General features: G+C 67.7%; 16 protein-coding genes. 11 read left to right on the top strand and 5 right to left on the bottom strand.

Annotated features, from left to right (window positions below):
• Nucleotides 1-8: 8 nt before the first annotated feature.
• Nucleotides 9-791, bottom strand: a complete 783-nt coding sequence (locus ACFY3J_RS22600; RefSeq protein ID WP_390841606.1) for a hypothetical protein — start codon at nucleotides 789-791, stop codon at nucleotides 9-11.
• A 446-nt stretch (nucleotides 792-1,237) separates the two neighbouring features.
• Between ACFY3J_RS22600 and ACFY3J_RS22605 the strand changes: the two genes are divergently transcribed.
• Both ACFY3J_RS22605 and ACFY3J_RS22610 read left to right on the top strand, forming a co-directional pair.
• On the top strand, nucleotides 1,238-1,846 hold the full coding sequence (locus ACFY3J_RS22605) for a serine/threonine-protein kinase (RefSeq protein ID WP_390841607.1): 609 nt from the start codon (nucleotides 1,238-1,240) through the stop codon (nucleotides 1,844-1,846).
• A 418-nt stretch (nucleotides 1,847-2,264) separates the two neighbouring features.
• Complete coding sequence (locus ACFY3J_RS22610) at nucleotides 2,265-4,103, top strand: hypothetical protein (protein WP_390841608.1); 1,839 nt, start codon at nucleotides 2,265-2,267, stop codon at nucleotides 4,101-4,103.
• A gap of 9 nt (nucleotides 4,104-4,112) precedes the next feature.
• Here the strand turns inward: ACFY3J_RS22610 and ACFY3J_RS22615 are convergent, their stop codons facing one another.
• Nucleotides 4,113-4,325 carry a DUF397 domain-containing protein gene (locus ACFY3J_RS22615; protein WP_390841609.1) on the bottom strand — a complete coding sequence of 71 codons (213 nt, stop codon included), beginning with the start codon at nucleotides 4,323-4,325 and terminating at the stop codon, nucleotides 4,113-4,115.
• Nucleotides 4,326-4,412: 87 nt separating this feature from the next.
• On the opposite strand from ACFY3J_RS22615, the gene ACFY3J_RS22620 reads away from it, so the two are divergent.
• On the top strand, nucleotides 4,413-4,772 hold the full coding sequence (locus tag ACFY3J_RS22620; protein ID WP_390841610.1) for a transposase: 360 nt from the start codon (nucleotides 4,413-4,415) through the stop codon (nucleotides 4,770-4,772).
• A gap of 571 nt (nucleotides 4,773-5,343) precedes the next feature.
• Here ACFY3J_RS22620 and ACFY3J_RS22625 read toward each other — a convergent pair.
• Nucleotides 5,344-6,951: an ISL3 family transposase gene (locus ACFY3J_RS22625; protein ID WP_390841611.1), complete on the bottom strand. Its 1,608-nt coding sequence runs from the start codon at nucleotides 6,949-6,951 to the stop codon at nucleotides 5,344-5,346.
• Nucleotides 6,952-7,058: 107 nt separating this feature from the next.
• Here ACFY3J_RS22625 and ACFY3J_RS22630 point away from each other — a divergent pair, with 107 nt between their 5' ends.
• From ACFY3J_RS22630 to ACFY3J_RS22660, 7 genes are all read left to right on the top strand, one after another.
• Nucleotides 7,059-7,502, top strand: coding sequence for an ATP-binding protein (locus tag ACFY3J_RS22630; protein WP_390841612.1), 444 nt, complete (start codon nucleotides 7,059-7,061; stop codon nucleotides 7,500-7,502).
• A gap of 85 nt (nucleotides 7,503-7,587) precedes the next feature.
• On the top strand, nucleotides 7,588-8,007 hold the full coding sequence (locus tag ACFY3J_RS22635; RefSeq protein WP_390841613.1) for a hypothetical protein: 420 nt from the start codon (nucleotides 7,588-7,590) through the stop codon (nucleotides 8,005-8,007).
• Between the two features lie 115 nt (nucleotides 8,008-8,122).
• Nucleotides 8,123-9,076 carry an ABC-three component system protein gene (locus ACFY3J_RS22640; RefSeq protein WP_390841614.1) on the top strand — a complete coding sequence of 318 codons (954 nt, stop codon included), beginning with the start codon at nucleotides 8,123-8,125 and terminating at the stop codon, nucleotides 9,074-9,076.
• A 1-nt stretch (nucleotide 9,077) separates the two neighbouring features.
• Nucleotides 9,078-9,323 (top strand): ABC-three component system middle component 6, encoded by a 246-nt coding sequence (locus tag ACFY3J_RS22645; protein WP_384713803.1) that lies wholly within the window; start codon nucleotides 9,078-9,080, stop codon nucleotides 9,321-9,323.
• Nucleotides 9,323-11,071 carry an ABC-three component system protein gene (locus ACFY3J_RS22650; protein ID WP_390841615.1) on the top strand — a complete coding sequence of 583 codons (1,749 nt, stop codon included), beginning with the start codon at nucleotides 9,323-9,325 and terminating at the stop codon, nucleotides 11,069-11,071. The genes ACFY3J_RS22645 and ACFY3J_RS22650 overlap by 1 nt, the downstream gene beginning before the upstream one ends.
• 45 nt (nucleotides 11,072-11,116) lie before the next feature.
• Nucleotides 11,117-11,563, top strand: a complete 447-nt coding sequence (locus ACFY3J_RS22655) for a DUF262 domain-containing protein (protein WP_390841616.1) — start codon at nucleotides 11,117-11,119, stop codon at nucleotides 11,561-11,563.
• A 44-nt stretch (nucleotides 11,564-11,607) separates the two neighbouring features.
• On the top strand, nucleotides 11,608-11,751 hold the full coding sequence (locus tag ACFY3J_RS22660) for a hypothetical protein (protein ID WP_390841617.1): 144 nt from the start codon (nucleotides 11,608-11,610) through the stop codon (nucleotides 11,749-11,751).
• Between the two features lie 548 nt (nucleotides 11,752-12,299).
• Here ACFY3J_RS22660 and ACFY3J_RS22665 read toward each other — a convergent pair.
• Complete coding sequence (locus tag ACFY3J_RS22665; protein ID WP_390841618.1) at nucleotides 12,300-12,584, bottom strand: hypothetical protein; 285 nt, start codon at nucleotides 12,582-12,584, stop codon at nucleotides 12,300-12,302.
• Between the two features lie 113 nt (nucleotides 12,585-12,697).
• On the opposite strand from ACFY3J_RS22665, the gene ACFY3J_RS22670 reads away from it, so the two are divergent.
• Nucleotides 12,698-12,820: a hypothetical protein gene (locus ACFY3J_RS22670; RefSeq protein ID WP_390841619.1), complete on the top strand. Its 123-nt coding sequence runs from the start codon at nucleotides 12,698-12,700 to the stop codon at nucleotides 12,818-12,820.
• A gap of 295 nt (nucleotides 12,821-13,115) precedes the next feature.
• Here the strand turns inward: ACFY3J_RS22670 and ACFY3J_RS22675 are convergent, their stop codons facing one another.
• Nucleotides 13,116-15,674 carry a hypothetical protein gene (locus tag ACFY3J_RS22675; protein WP_390841620.1) on the bottom strand — a complete coding sequence of 853 codons (2,559 nt, stop codon included), beginning with the start codon at nucleotides 15,672-15,674 and terminating at the stop codon, nucleotides 13,116-13,118.
• Between the last annotated feature and the right edge of the window lie 182 nt (nucleotides 15,675-15,856).

Consider the following 15,856-nt stretch of genomic DNA (forward strand, 5'->3'; position numbering starts at 1 on the left):
GGCCCGGGTCAGCTGCCCGGAGCTAGTGAGGCCGCGCTCAGAGCGTCACCGATGGCATGGACCAGCCCCCGGCCGACGGCTTCCGCTTCCCCCAGGGCGGTGTCGAACGCGTTGAGCAGCCGTAACGCCTCGCCGTAACGCTTTTGCTCGTCGAGCGGCAGACGCGGAACCTGGAGACGGCGCACGTCGATGCGGGAGACGGTGGAGGCGTGACTGCTGGCCTGGCGGGCGTTGGCGGGAGAGTTCAGGCAGCTGGCGAGAAACCACGGATCGAGGAGAGTCGGGTCGGTGCGGACGGCGTAGAGCTGCGGGCCCAGCGCGGTGGGGGCGTCCGTGTCGACCCAGGCGGCGAAGGCACGTGTCGCACCGACGACCACGATCTCTCCGGGGCGTGTGACGGTCAGGGTCCGCGCGGCCTCGGCCGCTGTCGCCGCGTCCGCCGGCAACCACGCACCGGACGAGTGCCGCGACGTCACATCGGCCACCGTTAACAGGCGTACGCCCCCGTCCGCTACCGCGTCCCGCCGCAGCGGCAGTGCTTCGGGGCTTCGCCCGGCGCGCAGGGACAGAGCACCGGCGCGTTCCAGCTCCTCCACCGAGGCGAACGGCATGCCGGATGGCTCACCGACCGTGAGTTCCGACGCGGAGAGCGTCCCGCTCAGGTCCTGTACCTGTTGGAGCAGGCCTCCGAATCTGCCCCAGGAGCGTCGCAGTCGTAGACCGGCCTCGGCGGCCGGGGCCGGGACGTGGCGTGCTGGGGTCAGATCCACCTGGTCGTCGAGCAGTGTCATGGCCGGCACGGAGGTGCTGCCGGCGGGCAACTCGCCCAAGGATTCCGCCTCGTGGGAACGGATCGCCGTGAGCACCGAGGTCCGCAGAGCGTCCCAGGCGATGCCCGTCCTGCCACTGCCGTACGCCTCCTCCCGAGCCGTGTCGACAGCAGCAGATGGTCAGATGGCGTCCTGCCGTCCCCCGCGGGCCTGTGGAGCACCCAGAGGTGCAGCGCCATCGCGTGCGCGCTGCCCGAGCGCAGTGCCTCGAGCCGCGCCGAGCGCAGGGCACGGTTCGAGTGGGAGGCACGAGCTGCAGCCCGGCTCGACCATCCGGCCATCACGACCGTGCACGATCTGGGAGTCGACGAGGACGGCACTCTGTGGATGGTCATGCAGGTGGTGGACGGGGCCACACACGCCGACCTGCTCGCCGAAGGGGGGAGCCGTTCGGCACGCAGGAGGCCGTGGCGGTCGCCGCGCAGTTGTGCGGCGGACAGGCGGTCGCCCACCGCGCCGGACTGGTGCACCGGGACCTGAAACCGGACAACATCATGGTCCGCAAGGACGGGCAGGTGAAGATCCTCGACTTCGGCCTGGTGAAACTCATGGGCGATGTCCTCGCCCGTCTCACCGCCACCGGCGAAGGCGTCGGAAACCTGCTCTGTGCCTCTCCCGAACTCCTCCGCGGCGAAAGTGACCTGGACGGACGCAGCGATCTGTACGCGCTCGGCTGCCTGCTACACCACATGCTCACCGGCGCCCCGCCGTTCCCACCGGAACCGCCGGTCCTCCTCGCGGGCAGGCATCTGCACGAGCCGCCGCCCACGCTGGCCGACTGCGGTGTCGCCGCTCCCTCCTCGCTCCAGGTACTGGTCGGCCGGCTTCTCGCCAAGGACCGCGGTGAACGCCCCGTGGACGCGGCGGAGGGCTACCGGCTGCTGCTGCCCCATCTGCCCGGCCCGGACCGTGAGGGAGCCGCGGGCGGCCCGGACCGGCCGGAGGGCGCCCGCAAGCCTTTCCTGATCCCGTCCGGTCCCTACCCGTTGGATGGCAGGATCTCCGCAGGCGGATGACAGTGGAGAAGGGCGCGGAGTACCGGTGGGAAGCGCAGAGCGGTACGAGCTGGCGAAGAAGCTTGGCGAAGGCGGGATGGGAGAGCTCTGGAGCGGCTACGACACATGGCTGGACCGGAGGGTCGCCGTCAAGTATGTCTGGCCCCACGTGAGTTGAACCACCAGGCGTACGCTGACGAGGTTTACCTCAGGCTGCACAAGAAGCCGAAGAAGCACCCGGACATGCCACCTCCCTCCGCCGAGGCGCGGCGGAAGAAGGCCGAGCAACTGACTGGCAAGGGGTTCGATGACGACGGGCTCTTCCCGCCGGACAACGCTCTGTTCTGAGTCATCCTGACGCACACTTGTGATGGCACCGCTCGATAAGCGGTGCCATCACAACAAAACCCACCCGTAGTTGGATCGGGAGCCACCGCCCATGGTCTCGTTCTCGCAGGACACGCGGCTCGTTCAGACCGCCGTGATCGGCCACAAGAACTCCGAGCAGCCGATCATCCTCCCCATGGACCCCGACGACCTCGCCGTCCACCGTCGCCGGCACCCCCGGTACCGCTACTGGTGCGGCATCCAGCTCGGCGGCTGCGGGCGCCAACTCTCCGACCGCCTCTGCCGTGACGGCCGTGTCTGTCACTTCGCCCACCACCCCGACCCCGATGGCTCCCGCCTTGTCTGCCTCCGTACCCACAACGGCGAGGACAGCGCCGACCACCTCTTCATCAAGCAGGGCGTCACCCATTGGCTCGACAAGCAACAGCTGCCAGGCCGCGCCCAGCTCCGCAACCTCGGCGGCGGTCCCGGCGACGCCCTGGACATCCACGTCCCCGGCACCCGCCAGCGCATCCGCTTCCACCTCTCCCGTGGACTCGACTTCCCGGCCTGGCAGAAGGCCGACGACGAACTCGGTGAGGACGTCGACACCGTCGACTGGGTCTTCCACCACGATGGCCCCCTCACCCGCGAGATGCTGGGCCGTCACGGCTACTGCCTGCGGGTGCGCTGCGAGACCGACGGCGCCCAGCGGCGAGTCCACATCGGAGTGGAAGGCACGGACCGCCGCATCGACTGGACCCCGCTGGAGGAGTGCACCCTTACTCCCGGCGGTCTGCTGACTCCTGCGGTCGAGACCGTCCGGCTCAGCCGCCCCAAGCCCAAGCCGGCGGGCTTCCTCGTCGTCGGCGGGCCGACGTTCGCCGTGTCGTCGCAGGAGCCGGTAACCGACGCCCCGGACCACCTCTCCCAAGACGGCCGTTACTGCATCCTCGCCGACGTGAAGCCGTCCGAGAGCCGCACCGTCAAGGCCTTGCTCTCACTGCCCGACGACGTACCGCCTCCCGCACCCGGCAACGTCTTCCGCTTCACCGGTCCGGTACGCCTGCTCGTCACGGAGCCGGACACGACCACGGATGCCCAATGGGCGCTCCAAGGCGACAAGTTCATACGTCTCGACGCGCACGAGGCCCAGCGAACAGGGCTGTGGTCGCCTGCAACTGCGGTGGTGGTGGAGGTGCCCAAACCGTCCGAGGCGCCTGTTGTACCGGCGCCGCAACCCACTGTGCCGGACCCGGAACCAGTCACCGCAGCGCCGCTTGTCGTGGCGGCCGAGCTTCGAGATGCGGCGACCCGGGTCCGCGAAGCGCTTTTACTGGACGCGGGCCGTAGCGCCACGACCACCTGGCAGAGACTGGCTCGTGCGGCCGGGCTCGACCTTGACCGACTCGCCACCGCCGACCGCATCGAGCTGCTGGTGAAGGCCGACCTGATGCCGGGCAGAGGACACCCGTACCTGTCGGTCCTTGTCCGGCAGCCAGGCGGCGGACCATTGCCGTATCTCCCCGAGGTCCTGGAGGAACTCGGTCTCGGCCGGGCCGAGCACGGCGAGGCGCTCAGGCGTTGGTGCGCTCAGGAGAGGATCCGCGCCTTCGCGCGCTACGGATCATCGCCGCGCGAGGTACCTCCCCGGCTGCCCTTCCCAGCGGTGGCCGCGAAAGTTCGCAAGGCCACCGGCACGGCCACGGTCGCCCACGTCCGCGCGCTCCTGATTCACGCGAAGCAGGTCCTTCCTGAGGTCGAGGGGGCGAAGGGACGAGGTCTGCGCCGAATCGTCGCGCAGGCGGAGGAGTGGGAGCGCAAGGTGAGAGTGGGCGGCAGCCAATCAGGTCGTGTGAACGGGGCACCGGACAGCAGGCCGGCCCAGTACTACGCCGACGCGCTGATCCGTCACATCACCTGGGCGCAGGAGCGCAGCGGGAAGGGGTGACGTTTGCCCCTACCCCCTCCTATCGATCAGCCGCGATCCGAGGAACGCGGCCCACTGTTCCGCACCCACGCTGATCGAGGGCAAGGCGCGGTTCTTCGAGTCCCGGACGTGCACGGTCGCGGAGGCAGTAGTGACCTCGACGCAGTCTCCGCCGTCGGACCCGCTGTAGCTGCTCTTCCGCCAGCACAGTTGTGTAGCGGTGCCTGAGTATGCGGTGGTCAAAGCTCTCCTGCGATGCGCTCTGAACCTTCCCCTTGATCGTGGACACCTGGAGACTGGGACGTGAGGTTCCAGAGGAAGTAGTGCCAGGTGGGAAGTAAGAGCAACCGCAGCAGGCGGTACACGGAGGAGTTCAAACGGGACGCGGTCGCGCTCGTGCGCTCCTCTGGGAAGACCGTCACCGAGGTGGCCCGGGAGATCGGGGTCAGCGCGGAGGGACTGCGGAACTGGGTCAAGCAGGACACGATCGACCGTGGGCAGGGGGCGCCGGGAGAGCTGACGACGGCCGAGCGCGAAGAGCTGCGCCGGCTGCGGAGGCTGGCCGCCGAGCAGGCGGCGGCCCTGTTCGATGGACGCGACCTGCTCGTACGAGTACTGCATAGCATCGGCCAGTGCCTGCTGCGTGAGCCCTGCCTTGTCTCCCGGAAGAGCCTGACCAGTTTGCCGTAACCGGCCCAGATCGCTGGCTTGTCGTTGTTGCTGCATGGCTTCTTCTGCTGGCGGGCTGCCATTGACGCCACCGTCCCCACATCCGCGAGTTGCCCCTACTAACCCGGCCCGCCCGTCCTAGGACACGTGACGGACCCGTACAAGCCCGTACGCGACCCGTACAGCGGGCCCGGTACGCCCTGTTCAGTTATGCATAGTGACGAGACGGTCGCCCTGTCAGCGGTCATGTAATTCCCCACGATCTTCGTGATCAGCTTCACGTAATTCCCCATCTGGGCTGAGGCCGTGACGGGCCGCCCGACTGCTGAGTGTGCGGCTGGTCCGGTCAGTCAAGGGCGCCTTCGGCGGCGCTCCGCGCTGGCCTTGCGGCCACCCTGGACACCCCTGACCAGCCTGAACGACGGTCTGGCTATCGGGCGGCCCGGGAACCCCTGGGCCCCTGGGGATGCCGACGCACGGTCACCGTCCCCATGTCCACGGCGGTCACGACGCCGTCCTCCCGGTGGCCCATTACGTGACGTTCAGGGTGGGGAATTCCGGGCTCTGGCGCTGATCTTGTGACGCAAGCGGGTCAGGGCGTGAGGAGTACGCGCTTGCGGAGGAGGTCGAGATTGGCTCGTCCAAATCCTTGCCTCTTGAGTAGTTTCGTTCTTGTGACCTGCCCTTCGACCTGGCCGGAGCTCCAGGGCGTGGAGAGCCCAGCAGTGACGGCGTCGATGTCGCGGCTCAGTCCGTTGATCAGGGAGTGCAGGGCGGGCAGGTCGTCGGCGAGGGCGCGCTCCATCCAAGCGGGCAGCTGGTCGCCCCGCAGGTCGCGCATCATGGTGGCGAAGTCACGGACGTGGTGGGTGACGGCGTCGAGTTCGGGGCATCTGGTCCGGATCTCCTTGAGATCGGTGGCATCATCGGCTGTCAGGTTTCCGGGGTCGGTCATGATCCAGCGGACGATGCGGCGGGGCCGTGGAGCCGGGCGACGCGCAGGTGGCGCGGCGGTGGTGGCCTTGAACGGGCGGAGGTAGCGGCGGACGGTCTGGATGCTTCCGGCGAAGCCCAAGTCGGCGATCTCCTGGTGGAGCTGGGCACTGTTGTGGCAGCCCTCGTTCCACCGCTGGTGGAGGTAGGGCTTGTACTCGTCCAGGATGGTGGAGCGGTTCGTCGCTTTGACCAGCAGTTCTTCGATGCTGGTAGCGCGGCCGAAGCGACGCACGGTGGACCGGTCCAGCTGCAGTGTCCGGCAGATCTCCTCCAGCGTGCTGCCGTCGTCGAGGAGCTGTCGCACGGCGGTGTAGCGTTCCCTGGTCCGGGTCACCAGTCGGCGTTCTCGTCCGCAGACGTCGAGCATCGCGGCAGCCGGTGCCGGTGCCGGTGGCGTCAGCCACATGTCGTCGCTGGTCGGCGGGGCGGCCGGTACGGTGTTCTCGAACGCGGTCCGGACGCAGGCGTGGTGGGCGGAGACAGTCTTTTCGACGGCCTCGCCGAGGTTGTGCCATAGATGCCACGCGTCGGCGACTTGGACGGCTTGAGGGGCGCCGGTGCGGGCGCCTTCGGCATAAGCTCCGGCCCGGTCCCGGCAAATGATCTCTACTTCCGGATGGCCCTTCAGCCATGCGGCCAGCGGTTCGGCATGCCGGCCGGGTAGCACGTCTACCGGTCGCCGTGTCTCCAGGTCCACCAGGATGGTGGCGTACGAGTCGCCCTTCCGTAGGGCGAAATCGTCGACCCCGAGCACGCGGATCTTTCCGATGGGTGCTTCCGGCATAGCGCGGATCAGACGTAACAGGGTGTCCTTGGCAACGCGCAGGCCCAGCACCCCGGCCAGGCGGGCTCCCGCGCGGCCGGCCAGCGCGAGAGCGATCGAGGTCAGCTGCTCGCGAACCAGCGGCGTGTAGCGGGCATGCGGGCTCGTCAGCCCCGCGATCTGCTCGGCGAACGTCACCGCCCGGCACGCGTGGTTCGGACACTTGAACCGACGCACCAGCAGCTCGATCACCACGCCGGCGCCACCGACCGCGGCATCCGCGAGCCGTCGCAGGTATCGGCCGTGCACCCGGTCCGACGCACTACCGCAATGCGGACAGTCCGCACCCGCCGAGCGCGCCCGCGCATGCATCGTGACCACCCCGGCCGCAGCCTGCTCAACCAACTCCACCACGACATCGGCCAGATGAGGGAACAACACCTCGAAACTCCGCGAAGAACACGCGAGTCACGATCACAGACGCCACTGACACCGACAGCGTCACAAGATCAGCGCCAGAGCCGAATTCCGTGACCGTCGACACGCCTGTGAATGCAGAAACCCCCACCCCCGTCCGCCCGTTCACCGTGCTCCTCAGGCCCACCACACGCGGCGCACGCTTCGCCCGCCGCCTTGTCGTGAGCCAGCTCCTCGGCTGGGGCGTTCCCCACACCGCACCCGTCATCGAGGACGCGGGTGCCTTCGCAGCGGAACTCGCCGCCAACGCGATCGCCCATGGCCGCACCTCGGGCCGGGACTTCCGCCTCACCCTGGGGCTCGTGCCCGCATCCGGCCGGCTCCGCATCGCCGTGTCCGACACCCGCCCCGACCGGCTCCCGCCGCGTCCCGGCACCGTGAGTGCCCCACCTCCCGAGGCGGAGGGCGGACGGGGCCTGCTGCTCGTGGAGGCCCTAGCGGTCGACTGGGGCTGGGCGGCCGACGATCCCGTGGTCAAAACCGTCTGGGCGGGGCTCGATCTCACTCCGGCTTGAATCCGTCAACCTCAATGCCGCGCACCGCACTTGCCTTTACGCTGTCGACTGTCACAATGTCGCAGGTGCTGACAGGGGGTGCGGCGTGACCCGTACGATCCGGGTCGACGACGAGGTGTTCGCGGCGCTCCAGGCGCTCGCCGAGCCGCTCGTGGACACACCCAACTCGGTTCTACGTAGGCTCCTCAAGCTCGACCTTCCGGCCTCGAGCAGCACGCCTGCCGACCAGGAGACCGACGACCAGGGCGAGGCGGGGTTTCCGCAGCACGGACTCGCCGACTTCCTCGAGGACGGCCGCCTGAAGGCCGGTCAGCGGTTGGTGTGGAACCGCCGCAACCTCCAACGGGAGTACCGGGCCGAGGTCCTGGGCAACGGAAACCTGAGGGTCGAAGGTCTGCGGGTCTTGGGCACACCGTCCCGGGCAGCCACGGTCATCGCCGGCAACCAGCAGAACGGGCTGCACGTGTGGCGCACGGAGGGCGGCGTGCGTTTGGAGGGCCTCTGATCGTAGTGCGGCGTGGGTAGGAAGGGGACGCGGCCCGGCCGGGGAGGGTGCGGGCAGCGTCGTCAGTAGGGGCGGCCCGTACGGCGGCCGAGGCAGTGCACGAGGGGTGGGGACCATGGACAGCGGTGCGCAGCGGGCGTACGCCAAATTAAAGTTTCGGGAAAAGCTGGCTGACCTGCACGGCGAGTCCTTCGAGACGTTCTTCCACAACCTGATGTGCGTCAGCCATCCGGACTTCGTCGACGTCCGCACCTACGGTCAACTCGGCGACCAAGGCTCCGACGGACTGAGCCTGCACGCGGAGAAGCTGTACGCCTGCTACGCGCCTGGCTCCTTCAAAGCCGCCGAGATCCGCAAGAAGTTCCGCAAGGACCTGGAGTCGGCGCTCCGTCAGCGCCCCGATCAATTCCGTACATTCGTCTTCGTCCACAACGACCCTCACGGTGTGCACCCCGAGCTGGCCACCTGCCTGGCCGAGGCGCGCAACGACCACCCCGGCATCGGGTTCGAGCAGATCGGCCCGAGGAAGCTATGGACGGAGTTGTTACCGCACCCCCGGGAAATAGTGGAGGATCTGCTCGGCTGTGACATACCGATCGAGGCGCAGGTCTTCGGGATCAGCATGGAGGCCGAGGTCGCCCGGCTGCTCGACAGCCTCAAGGAGCGCCGCCGGTCCGCCAACCCGCTGATGGCCCTGGACCCGGTCAACGAGCAGAAGATCGACTTCAACAGGGTGACCGGTGACGAGAAGGACGAACTCGTCACCGGATTGCGGCAGACCTGGCTGGTCGCGGATTACTACGCGGGTCTCAACGATCCGTTCGAGGAGGACGAGGTAGCCGCGGGTTTCACCGGGGAGTACCGGGCCTCGCGGGCGAGGCATACCGACCCCGCCGACGTGCTGCTGGACCTCCAGCTCTACATCCACGGAAACCGCCTCCAGCATCTGGCGCAGCTCAAGGCCGGCTGGGTGGTGCTTGCCTACTTCTTCGAGCGCTGTCATGTTTTCGAGAACCCGCCGGACGGATGGACGTCCGACGACGCGCTGCAGATATCGGGAGCGCACTGACATGCTCACCCCGACCAAGGGCATCAGCCCCGATCGGGCGCTGCTCACCGTGGGCGCTCAGATCCTCCAGGAGCTTGACGGCCCGCTCACCGTCAGTCAGGCCTGGGCGCGGCTCAAGGACCGCCGTCTCGCCCTCGGCCACCGCTCTCCGGTCTCCTTCGGATGGTTTGTGCTCGCACTGGATGTCCTGCACGCCCTCGGCGCTGTTGAACTCCGTGACGATCTGTTGATGCCCCGGAGGCCCTGATGCTGCGCCGACTGACCGCCGACGACCCGCGGTTCCGCAGCCTCGACTTCGGCTCCGGCCTTAACCTTCTCGTCGCCGAGACCGCTGCGGATTCCAGCGACAAGGACAGCCGCAACGGCACCGGCAAGTCCAGCATGGTGGAGCTGCTGCACTTCCTGCTCGGCGCACGGGCCGACAAGAAACATGTGGCCGCTCGCAAGCAGTTGCGGGACATTTTCTTAGGCCTGGAGCTCGACTGGCCCGGGGCCGAGGGCGGCCGTCTCACCGTGCGGCGGCGCGGGGTGCGGCCCGAGACCGTGCTGCTGGACCAACGGCCCGAGCCGGACACCGACGCCATCTTCTCCGTCGGCGGGCCGGTCGAGATCGCCACTGTCGAGTGGACGAGACTCATCGAGGAGAAGCTGTTCGGCCTGCGGGGTGAGCACAAGGGGCTCAGCGGCCGCACAATGCTGTCCTTCCTGATCCGGCGCGTCTCCAGCCACGCCTTCAACACGCCGACCCGTACCAACGGCCAGCAGCCGGAGGCGGACGCCGCGGCCAACCTCGCGTATCTCCTGGGGCTGGACTGGAAGCTGGCCGCCGGGTACCGCGAAATCTCGGCGCGTGAGGCGACCCGGCGTCAGCTGCGGCAGGCCGTCAACGACCCGGTGTGGGGGCGGATCGTCGGCAGCACGTCCGAGCTGCGGGGGCAGATCACCATCGCCGAGGAGGAGGTGCGGCGCCTAGAGGAACAGGTCAAGGCCTTCCGCGTCGTACCGCAGTACGAGGAGCTCAAGCACCGGGCCGACGACATCGACCGCGGCATCCGTTCGTCCAACGCCCAGGACGCCGTCGACCGCCGCAACCTGTCCGACCTCAAGGCCGCTGTGACGGAGGCGACCGACCACGATGTGCGCTACCTCGAACCGGTCTACCGCGAGCTGGGGATCCTTCTCGGAGACCAGGTCAAGCGCCGGTTCACCGACGTCAAGGGCTTTCACGAGTCGATCGTCCGCAACCGCAGGCGTTATCTCGCGGAGGAGATTCAGACGATCGAGGCGCGGCTCGCGCAGCGGGCGGCCGAGCGGGAGGTGCTGGGAACCGAACTGGAAAGGGTGCTGCACACCCTCGACGAGGGCGGAGCCCTGGAGGCCCTGACCGCGTTGCAGCAGGCCCTCGCGCAGAAACAGGCGTTCGTCGAGGCGTTGCGGCACCGCTACGAGGCCGCACAGACACTGGAGGCCGGCGCACTGGAGATCAAGGCGAAGCGCCTCCAGCTCCAGACCGCGCTGAAGAGCGATTTGGACGAGCGCGCCCGGCAGACCGACGAGGCCACCGTGCTCTTCTCCGAGTTCGCGCAACGGCTCTACGAGCCCGGCAGACTGGCCTACCTGGAGTTCGACGCGGGCCCCAGCAGTCTGAAGATCGTCCCGCACGTGGACAGCGACGACAGCCGCGGCATCGGCAACATGGTGATCTTCTGTTTCGACCTCACCACCGCGGTGGTCGCGCACCGGCACGGCCGCGGACCCGACTTCCTGGTGCACGACAGCCACCTCTTCGACGGCGTCGACGCCCGCCAGGTGCGCAGGGCCCTGGAGCTGGCCGCCGAGGTGACGGAACGCGAAGGCATGCAGTACATCGCCACCCTCAACTCCGACGACCTCCAGAAGGCGGAGCACCTGGGCTTCGACGCCTCACCGCACCTGCTGAGCGTGCGGCTCAACGACAGGTACGACGACGGCGGGCTCTTCGGCTTCCGCTTCTGAGCGGGACCCTCACAAGGGCGCGCCCCGCCGGTTACGATCACTTGCATGACGAGCCCGGAGACCACAGACCTGTCGCAGATCAAGGAGGAGTACTCCGTCGAAGGCGGCCTGGATGTCGAGGAGGAGAGCGAGAGTGACGTCTCGCCGCCCGAGATCGACCGGCCCTGGAAGCCGGAGCAGATCAGGGTCAACAGCAAGCAGTTCTCGCTGCGCAACGCCCTCGACATGATCGACGACGGGACGCTGGAGCTCGCGCCCGACTTCCAGCGAGGCCGGGTGTGGAAGCTCGGGCAGAAGTCACGCCTGATCGAGTCGGTGCTGCTCCAGATTCCGCTGCCCGCCTTCTACTTCGCCGAGGACGCTGACGGCGCCATGCGCGTCGTCGACGGGCTCCAGCGGCTGTCGACCATCCACGACTTCGTGCGCGGCGGCGAGAAGTCCGGCTTTGCCCTCAAGGGCGTGGAGATCTCGACGCCTGGCTGCGGCTGCTGACCCTGCACGACCGCGAGGACCTGGCGGACGCCGAGCCGGACACCATGCGTTTTCGCCTCTACCACCTGCCCGCCCGCCTGGCCCGCCACGCCCGCCGCCGCTGCCTGCGCATCGAGCGGACCTGGCCCTGGGCATCGGCGTTCACCACCAGCTGGAGCAGGCTCACCCAGCTTCCGGCCGCCACCTGACCGCCGGCACCCGCCCCCCACAAGGACCAGGAAGGAGGACAACCCGCAGTCTCCGGGCCCGTGGAACCCGGCGCAACCGCGGCGTCACGCGACGGCCCGCCCTCAACCGGCAGAGGACATTACGGGCGAACCGCCGGACCGATCAGCAACCGAACCCCACTGACGAATCGAGGTCAGCTGGGGAGGCGTCGTCAACCGATCGCGGCTGCGTACGGCCGGAGGGGCACGCAGCCGCTTCCTGAGCAACACTCATAGCCGACCGGTATACAGGACCCCACTGACAACGCACTTCTTGACGCGAACTGATGCGCGAAATACTCAACCACGTGTTCGACTGCTGCGCAGTCTCGCGAACTGCCGGCGCAGCTCCTCTCCAAGCTGTGCCGGAGGGGCAGGATTCCCGGCGGATGGCGTCCCTCTTGGGCTGTCTGGCCAGTCCGCCTTCGAACCCGCTTCCAGCGCGCCAGAAAATGGAAACTGCGGGACATCGACACCAATCGGTGGGCAGGGCGATTGCAGAATCCTCATGATCTTGGTTTTGGTGCAAGTCAGCCGAGACTGAGGAGAGCGAGGGGCCGCTCGTAGGGACGCAAACCCATCTCCTTTGGTGTGGCAGCGATGTTCGTGTGGCCTGCCGCGCGGAGCCGGCTGATGGCGAAGCTGCGCAGGGTGGCTATGTTCTCCGGACCTCGCCGGATGCAGATTTTGGAGGCGTCCTCGCGGAAGGCGGTGTAGCGGACGAAATGGAGCCGATTCTCGATTTCCCAGTGCAGGCAATCGATCTTTGTGAGGCGCTCTGGGGAAGCCTGCCTGCTGGTCAGGTCGGTGACCACGTAGCCCGTCTCGCGGCTACGTTTGCTGGGCTTAGTTTGGTGCGGTGGAGGACGATGCGGAGGTCTGGGCGGCGTGGGGGAAGTTCACACCGAGCTCGGTAACGGTCAGTACCTTGATCACGCGGGTCTCGGTGCGCGCCCAGGGCGGTTGGTCGAAGAAGAGCCCGGTGTTCTGGGAGTACGCCGACGGGGGCGAGTGCTGGGAGGACAACGCCACCGACGGAATCGGACTGTGACAGCGTCCGAGCACGGATGCCCTGAGGAGCAGGAAGGAAGGACATGGCCGCCGAATACGCCGCGATCTGGCAGGCCCTGAGTCCCCGTCAGCAGTTCTATCTCAAGACCATCTGCGAGGAGGACCCGGTATGGGAGGCCGCACAGCGCGCGGCGCACGCGGCGGGGTCCCAGACGAACCGGGGCTTGGGGCGCGGGGAGCGGTGGAGATTCGCGAGTTTCTCCTCCAGCTCGTACGCGGTCATCTGTGGCGACGCGAGCTCACGGAGCAACTCGGGGAAGATCCGGATGTGCCCCTCACTTGCCTCGTTCGTGCTGACGGACGTAGGTCGTTCCGGCGGGCAGGACATTGCTGCCGACGAGACGGGTGAGGTCGTAGTCGCGGCGGAAGGCATCGGCTGCTTCCGGGGACGCATCACCGTCGATCTTCCTCAGGTGCCCCCGAACACCGTGCCTGCCGAGCAGGTGCTCCGGGAGTCCTCCTTCGCTCTCTGGCTCGTCGTGATGCGGCCGTGGCGCTGATGGGGTCCAGCACAGCAGGTTTACCTTGGGTTCGCCGGCGCGCGGTGGATACCTGAGGTGTCCGATGCGATTCCGGCTGCCCTGGACCTCGGTCACTCGACCGCTGCTGAGAAGGTCCTGAATGGCCCCCTCCACCCTCTGCACCGTCGTTTTCTGTCGGTGTGCCATGGCGTCGTTCAGGACGTTTCGGACCAGGTCTTCCTTGGCCAGGAGTGCTCGGCCGTGTTCGTCGAGGTAGCCGAGCCCTCGCAGTGTGCGTATCACCAACTGCCGCTGGGACAGGCCGTCCAAAGCGGTGACGCCGAGGCCGTCTCGGGTGAGTACTCGAAGGTCGTACTCGTGGGTGAGCCAGTTCCCGTCTGCACTGATCGGGAGCTTCAACGGCTTGGTGGCGAATTTCAGCTCCCAGCTGCCCCGACGCCACGTACAGTGCAGGAGTGTCCCGGGGCTGAGGTTGCTCGGCCAGGAGACGTTGGACAGGCGTCGGCCTCTCGGGGTGGTCTGCAATTGGACTCGCTGCTGCCCGGGGATGGTCCTCAACGTAAGGCCGTCGTGGTGGACACGCAGCTTGATCTTGTCTGCGAACTGCGTCAGGTCGTCGAACACGCCGCCAACATGTCCAGGCATCGGCACCCAGCCTTCGGCGAGGTGCTGTGCTGTCACCGGTTGGGACCAGGTGATCTGATCCTCCTTGACGTTCAGGCCGTAGGGCTGTCCGAGGTCCGCGTCGACGCCGAGCAGTATCGTCGGGTCTGAGGCTTGGACCTCGGCAGTCGTGGCTGTCTTCTTGCTTTTAGCCGCGGGCAGGGGCTGGAGGACGGCCCGCGCGGAACGGCCGGCTGCCTTTCGTTTCGACTTCCATCGGGAGCCGGTGTGCGCTACGCGGATCTCGGCTGTTGACTCGGCGAGGACGGCCAGCTGTTGACGGGCGACAGAGGAGACTTTTCGGTAGGGCTTGTCCATGGGCAGATGGCTGGACCTCAGGACCAGCCCAACGGCACGAACGGCGAGTGGCTCGCCGCTTGCGATGAACAGCGGCCCTTCGGACGCCAGGGCTGTCACGGCCTCGACTATGGCCAGGATCTCAGCGTCGACGTGAGAGCCGGCATCGATTCGGCTGCTCCCCTTGCGGCCGTCGTCGCATACCCACGCCACGCCCGCGGCCTCGCCGTCTGCCCGGTAGGCGCCAGAGGTCACCACCAGCCGCTCGCCCGGTACGGGTGACAGCGTCCGCAACGGCTCGGTCTGGGCTTTGGCGACTTCCGATACCGGTACAGATCTGGCAGCCCGCTTTGGCTGCCGCTTTGGCTCCGACAGGATGGCCAGGACCGACCCGACACAGTGACGACAGGATTCCCTGCTTATGTGTCCGGTCCGCAGACTATGGGTGGCCGCAGCTGCTTCGACGCGCTGCCACAGTCCCGGTTCGCGGCTGGTGGCCCAGGCGACGGCCCTGGGCACGCAAGCGTGCCAGGCTTGCTGGTACGCAGTCGACGGCATGGTGCCGGACTCGTCGAACTGCGCTTTGAGGTCCTGATACAGCACGAGCGCCTCGGCGTTGCGTTCCTCCGCTCGAGCGTGGGCCGCAGCGGCGCGACGCAGCTCAGTCACGGCCTGCTTGACCTGATGACGATCGGCTCTTGCCCGGAGCAGTCGCTTGGCCTGCTGAAATGCCTCTTGGACGTCGAAGCCGCGGACTTCGGTCACCTTGCGGGATGCCGCGGCCCTACGCTCCACCACGGCGGGGTGCATCATGCTGAGGTGCGGTTCGTCCGCGTCCTGGAGGACTTCCTGGAGAAAGTCTTCCGCCGGAATGGTGCGCAGGCGGCTTGCGCGGGGCGGGAGGGAGTTCCTTACCCAACCGTTGTCCGCGGCCCAGCGCCACAGGTCCCGGGACGGCGGCGTGAACGCGGCGAGGCCGAGACCCTTCTCCTGGCCCATCGCTGCAAGTTCCTGCTCGACAGCCGAGCCGCACACTTTGACGAAGGCGCGATGTGCCAGGGGCAGCCTCAAAGGCCTGGGCTCTCCACCGTCCGCATGTGGAAGCGGGGTATTACTCAGTTTCCGGAGCGAGTCGAGCCTGGCCGCGAGCGCGCGGCGCTCGTCCTGGTTCTTCTTGCCCAGGTGCCCAACGAGTTCGGCTCCGCGGGCTTCGGCCTGAAGGTACGCCAGTGCTCCCTGGCGCAGCGCCCGCAGTTCCGGATGACGCAGCGCTACTCGCTCCTGCTGCGTCGCCCGGCCGTCTGCGAGCCTCGTGAGGGCTTTCCGCAAGCGCTGACGGTCGGTGCGAAATGCCTCGACCAATGCCTCGACAGTGTCGTCCGCGCCCATCATTCGCTGCGAGCCCCTCCGCGAGCAGTCCAAGATCTCTCCCGTGAAGTGCATCGTACGAGGAGAATCACAGCCGGGTAGTGTGAGACCCCTGTTGACCTGCTACTTCCCTTACTGCTGGAGACGCTCAGCACTGAGCTTGCTCCACTTTGGCGCCCAGCAGAGGAAACCCGCCCTGGCCCAGG

It is taken from the genome of Streptomyces sp. NPDC001231 (assembly GCF_042896885.1).
Taxonomy (GTDB): Bacteria; Actinomycetota; Actinomycetes; order Streptomycetales; family Streptomycetaceae; genus Streptomyces.

Excerpts from the sequence above, each read along its gene's own strand:
- ACFY3J_RS22600 (WP_390841606.1), bottom strand. The coding sequence starts at position 791 with ATGACACTGCTCGACGACCAGGTGGATCTGACCCCAGCACGCCACGTC.
- ACFY3J_RS22640 (WP_390841614.1), top strand. The coding sequence starts at position 8,123 with ATGGACAGCGGTGCGCAGCGGGCGTACGCCAAATTAAAGTTTCGGGAA.
- ACFY3J_RS22610 (WP_390841608.1), top strand. The coding sequence starts at position 2,265 with ATGGTCTCGTTCTCGCAGGACACGCGGCTCGTTCAGACCGCCGTGATC.
- ACFY3J_RS22650 (WP_390841615.1), top strand. The coding sequence starts at position 9,323 with ATGCTGCGCCGACTGACCGCCGACGACCCGCGGTTCCGCAGCCTCGAC.
- ACFY3J_RS22660 (WP_390841617.1), top strand. The coding sequence starts at position 11,608 with ATGCGTTTTCGCCTCTACCACCTGCCCGCCCGCCTGGCCCGCCACGCC.
- ACFY3J_RS22655 (WP_390841616.1), top strand. The coding sequence starts at position 11,117 with ATGACGAGCCCGGAGACCACAGACCTGTCGCAGATCAAGGAGGAGTAC.
- ACFY3J_RS22645 (WP_384713803.1), top strand. The coding sequence starts at position 9,078 with ATGCTCACCCCGACCAAGGGCATCAGCCCCGATCGGGCGCTGCTCACC.
- ACFY3J_RS22675 (WP_390841620.1), bottom strand. The coding sequence starts at position 15,674 with ATGATGGGCGCGGACGACACTGTCGAGGCATTGGTCGAGGCATTTCGC.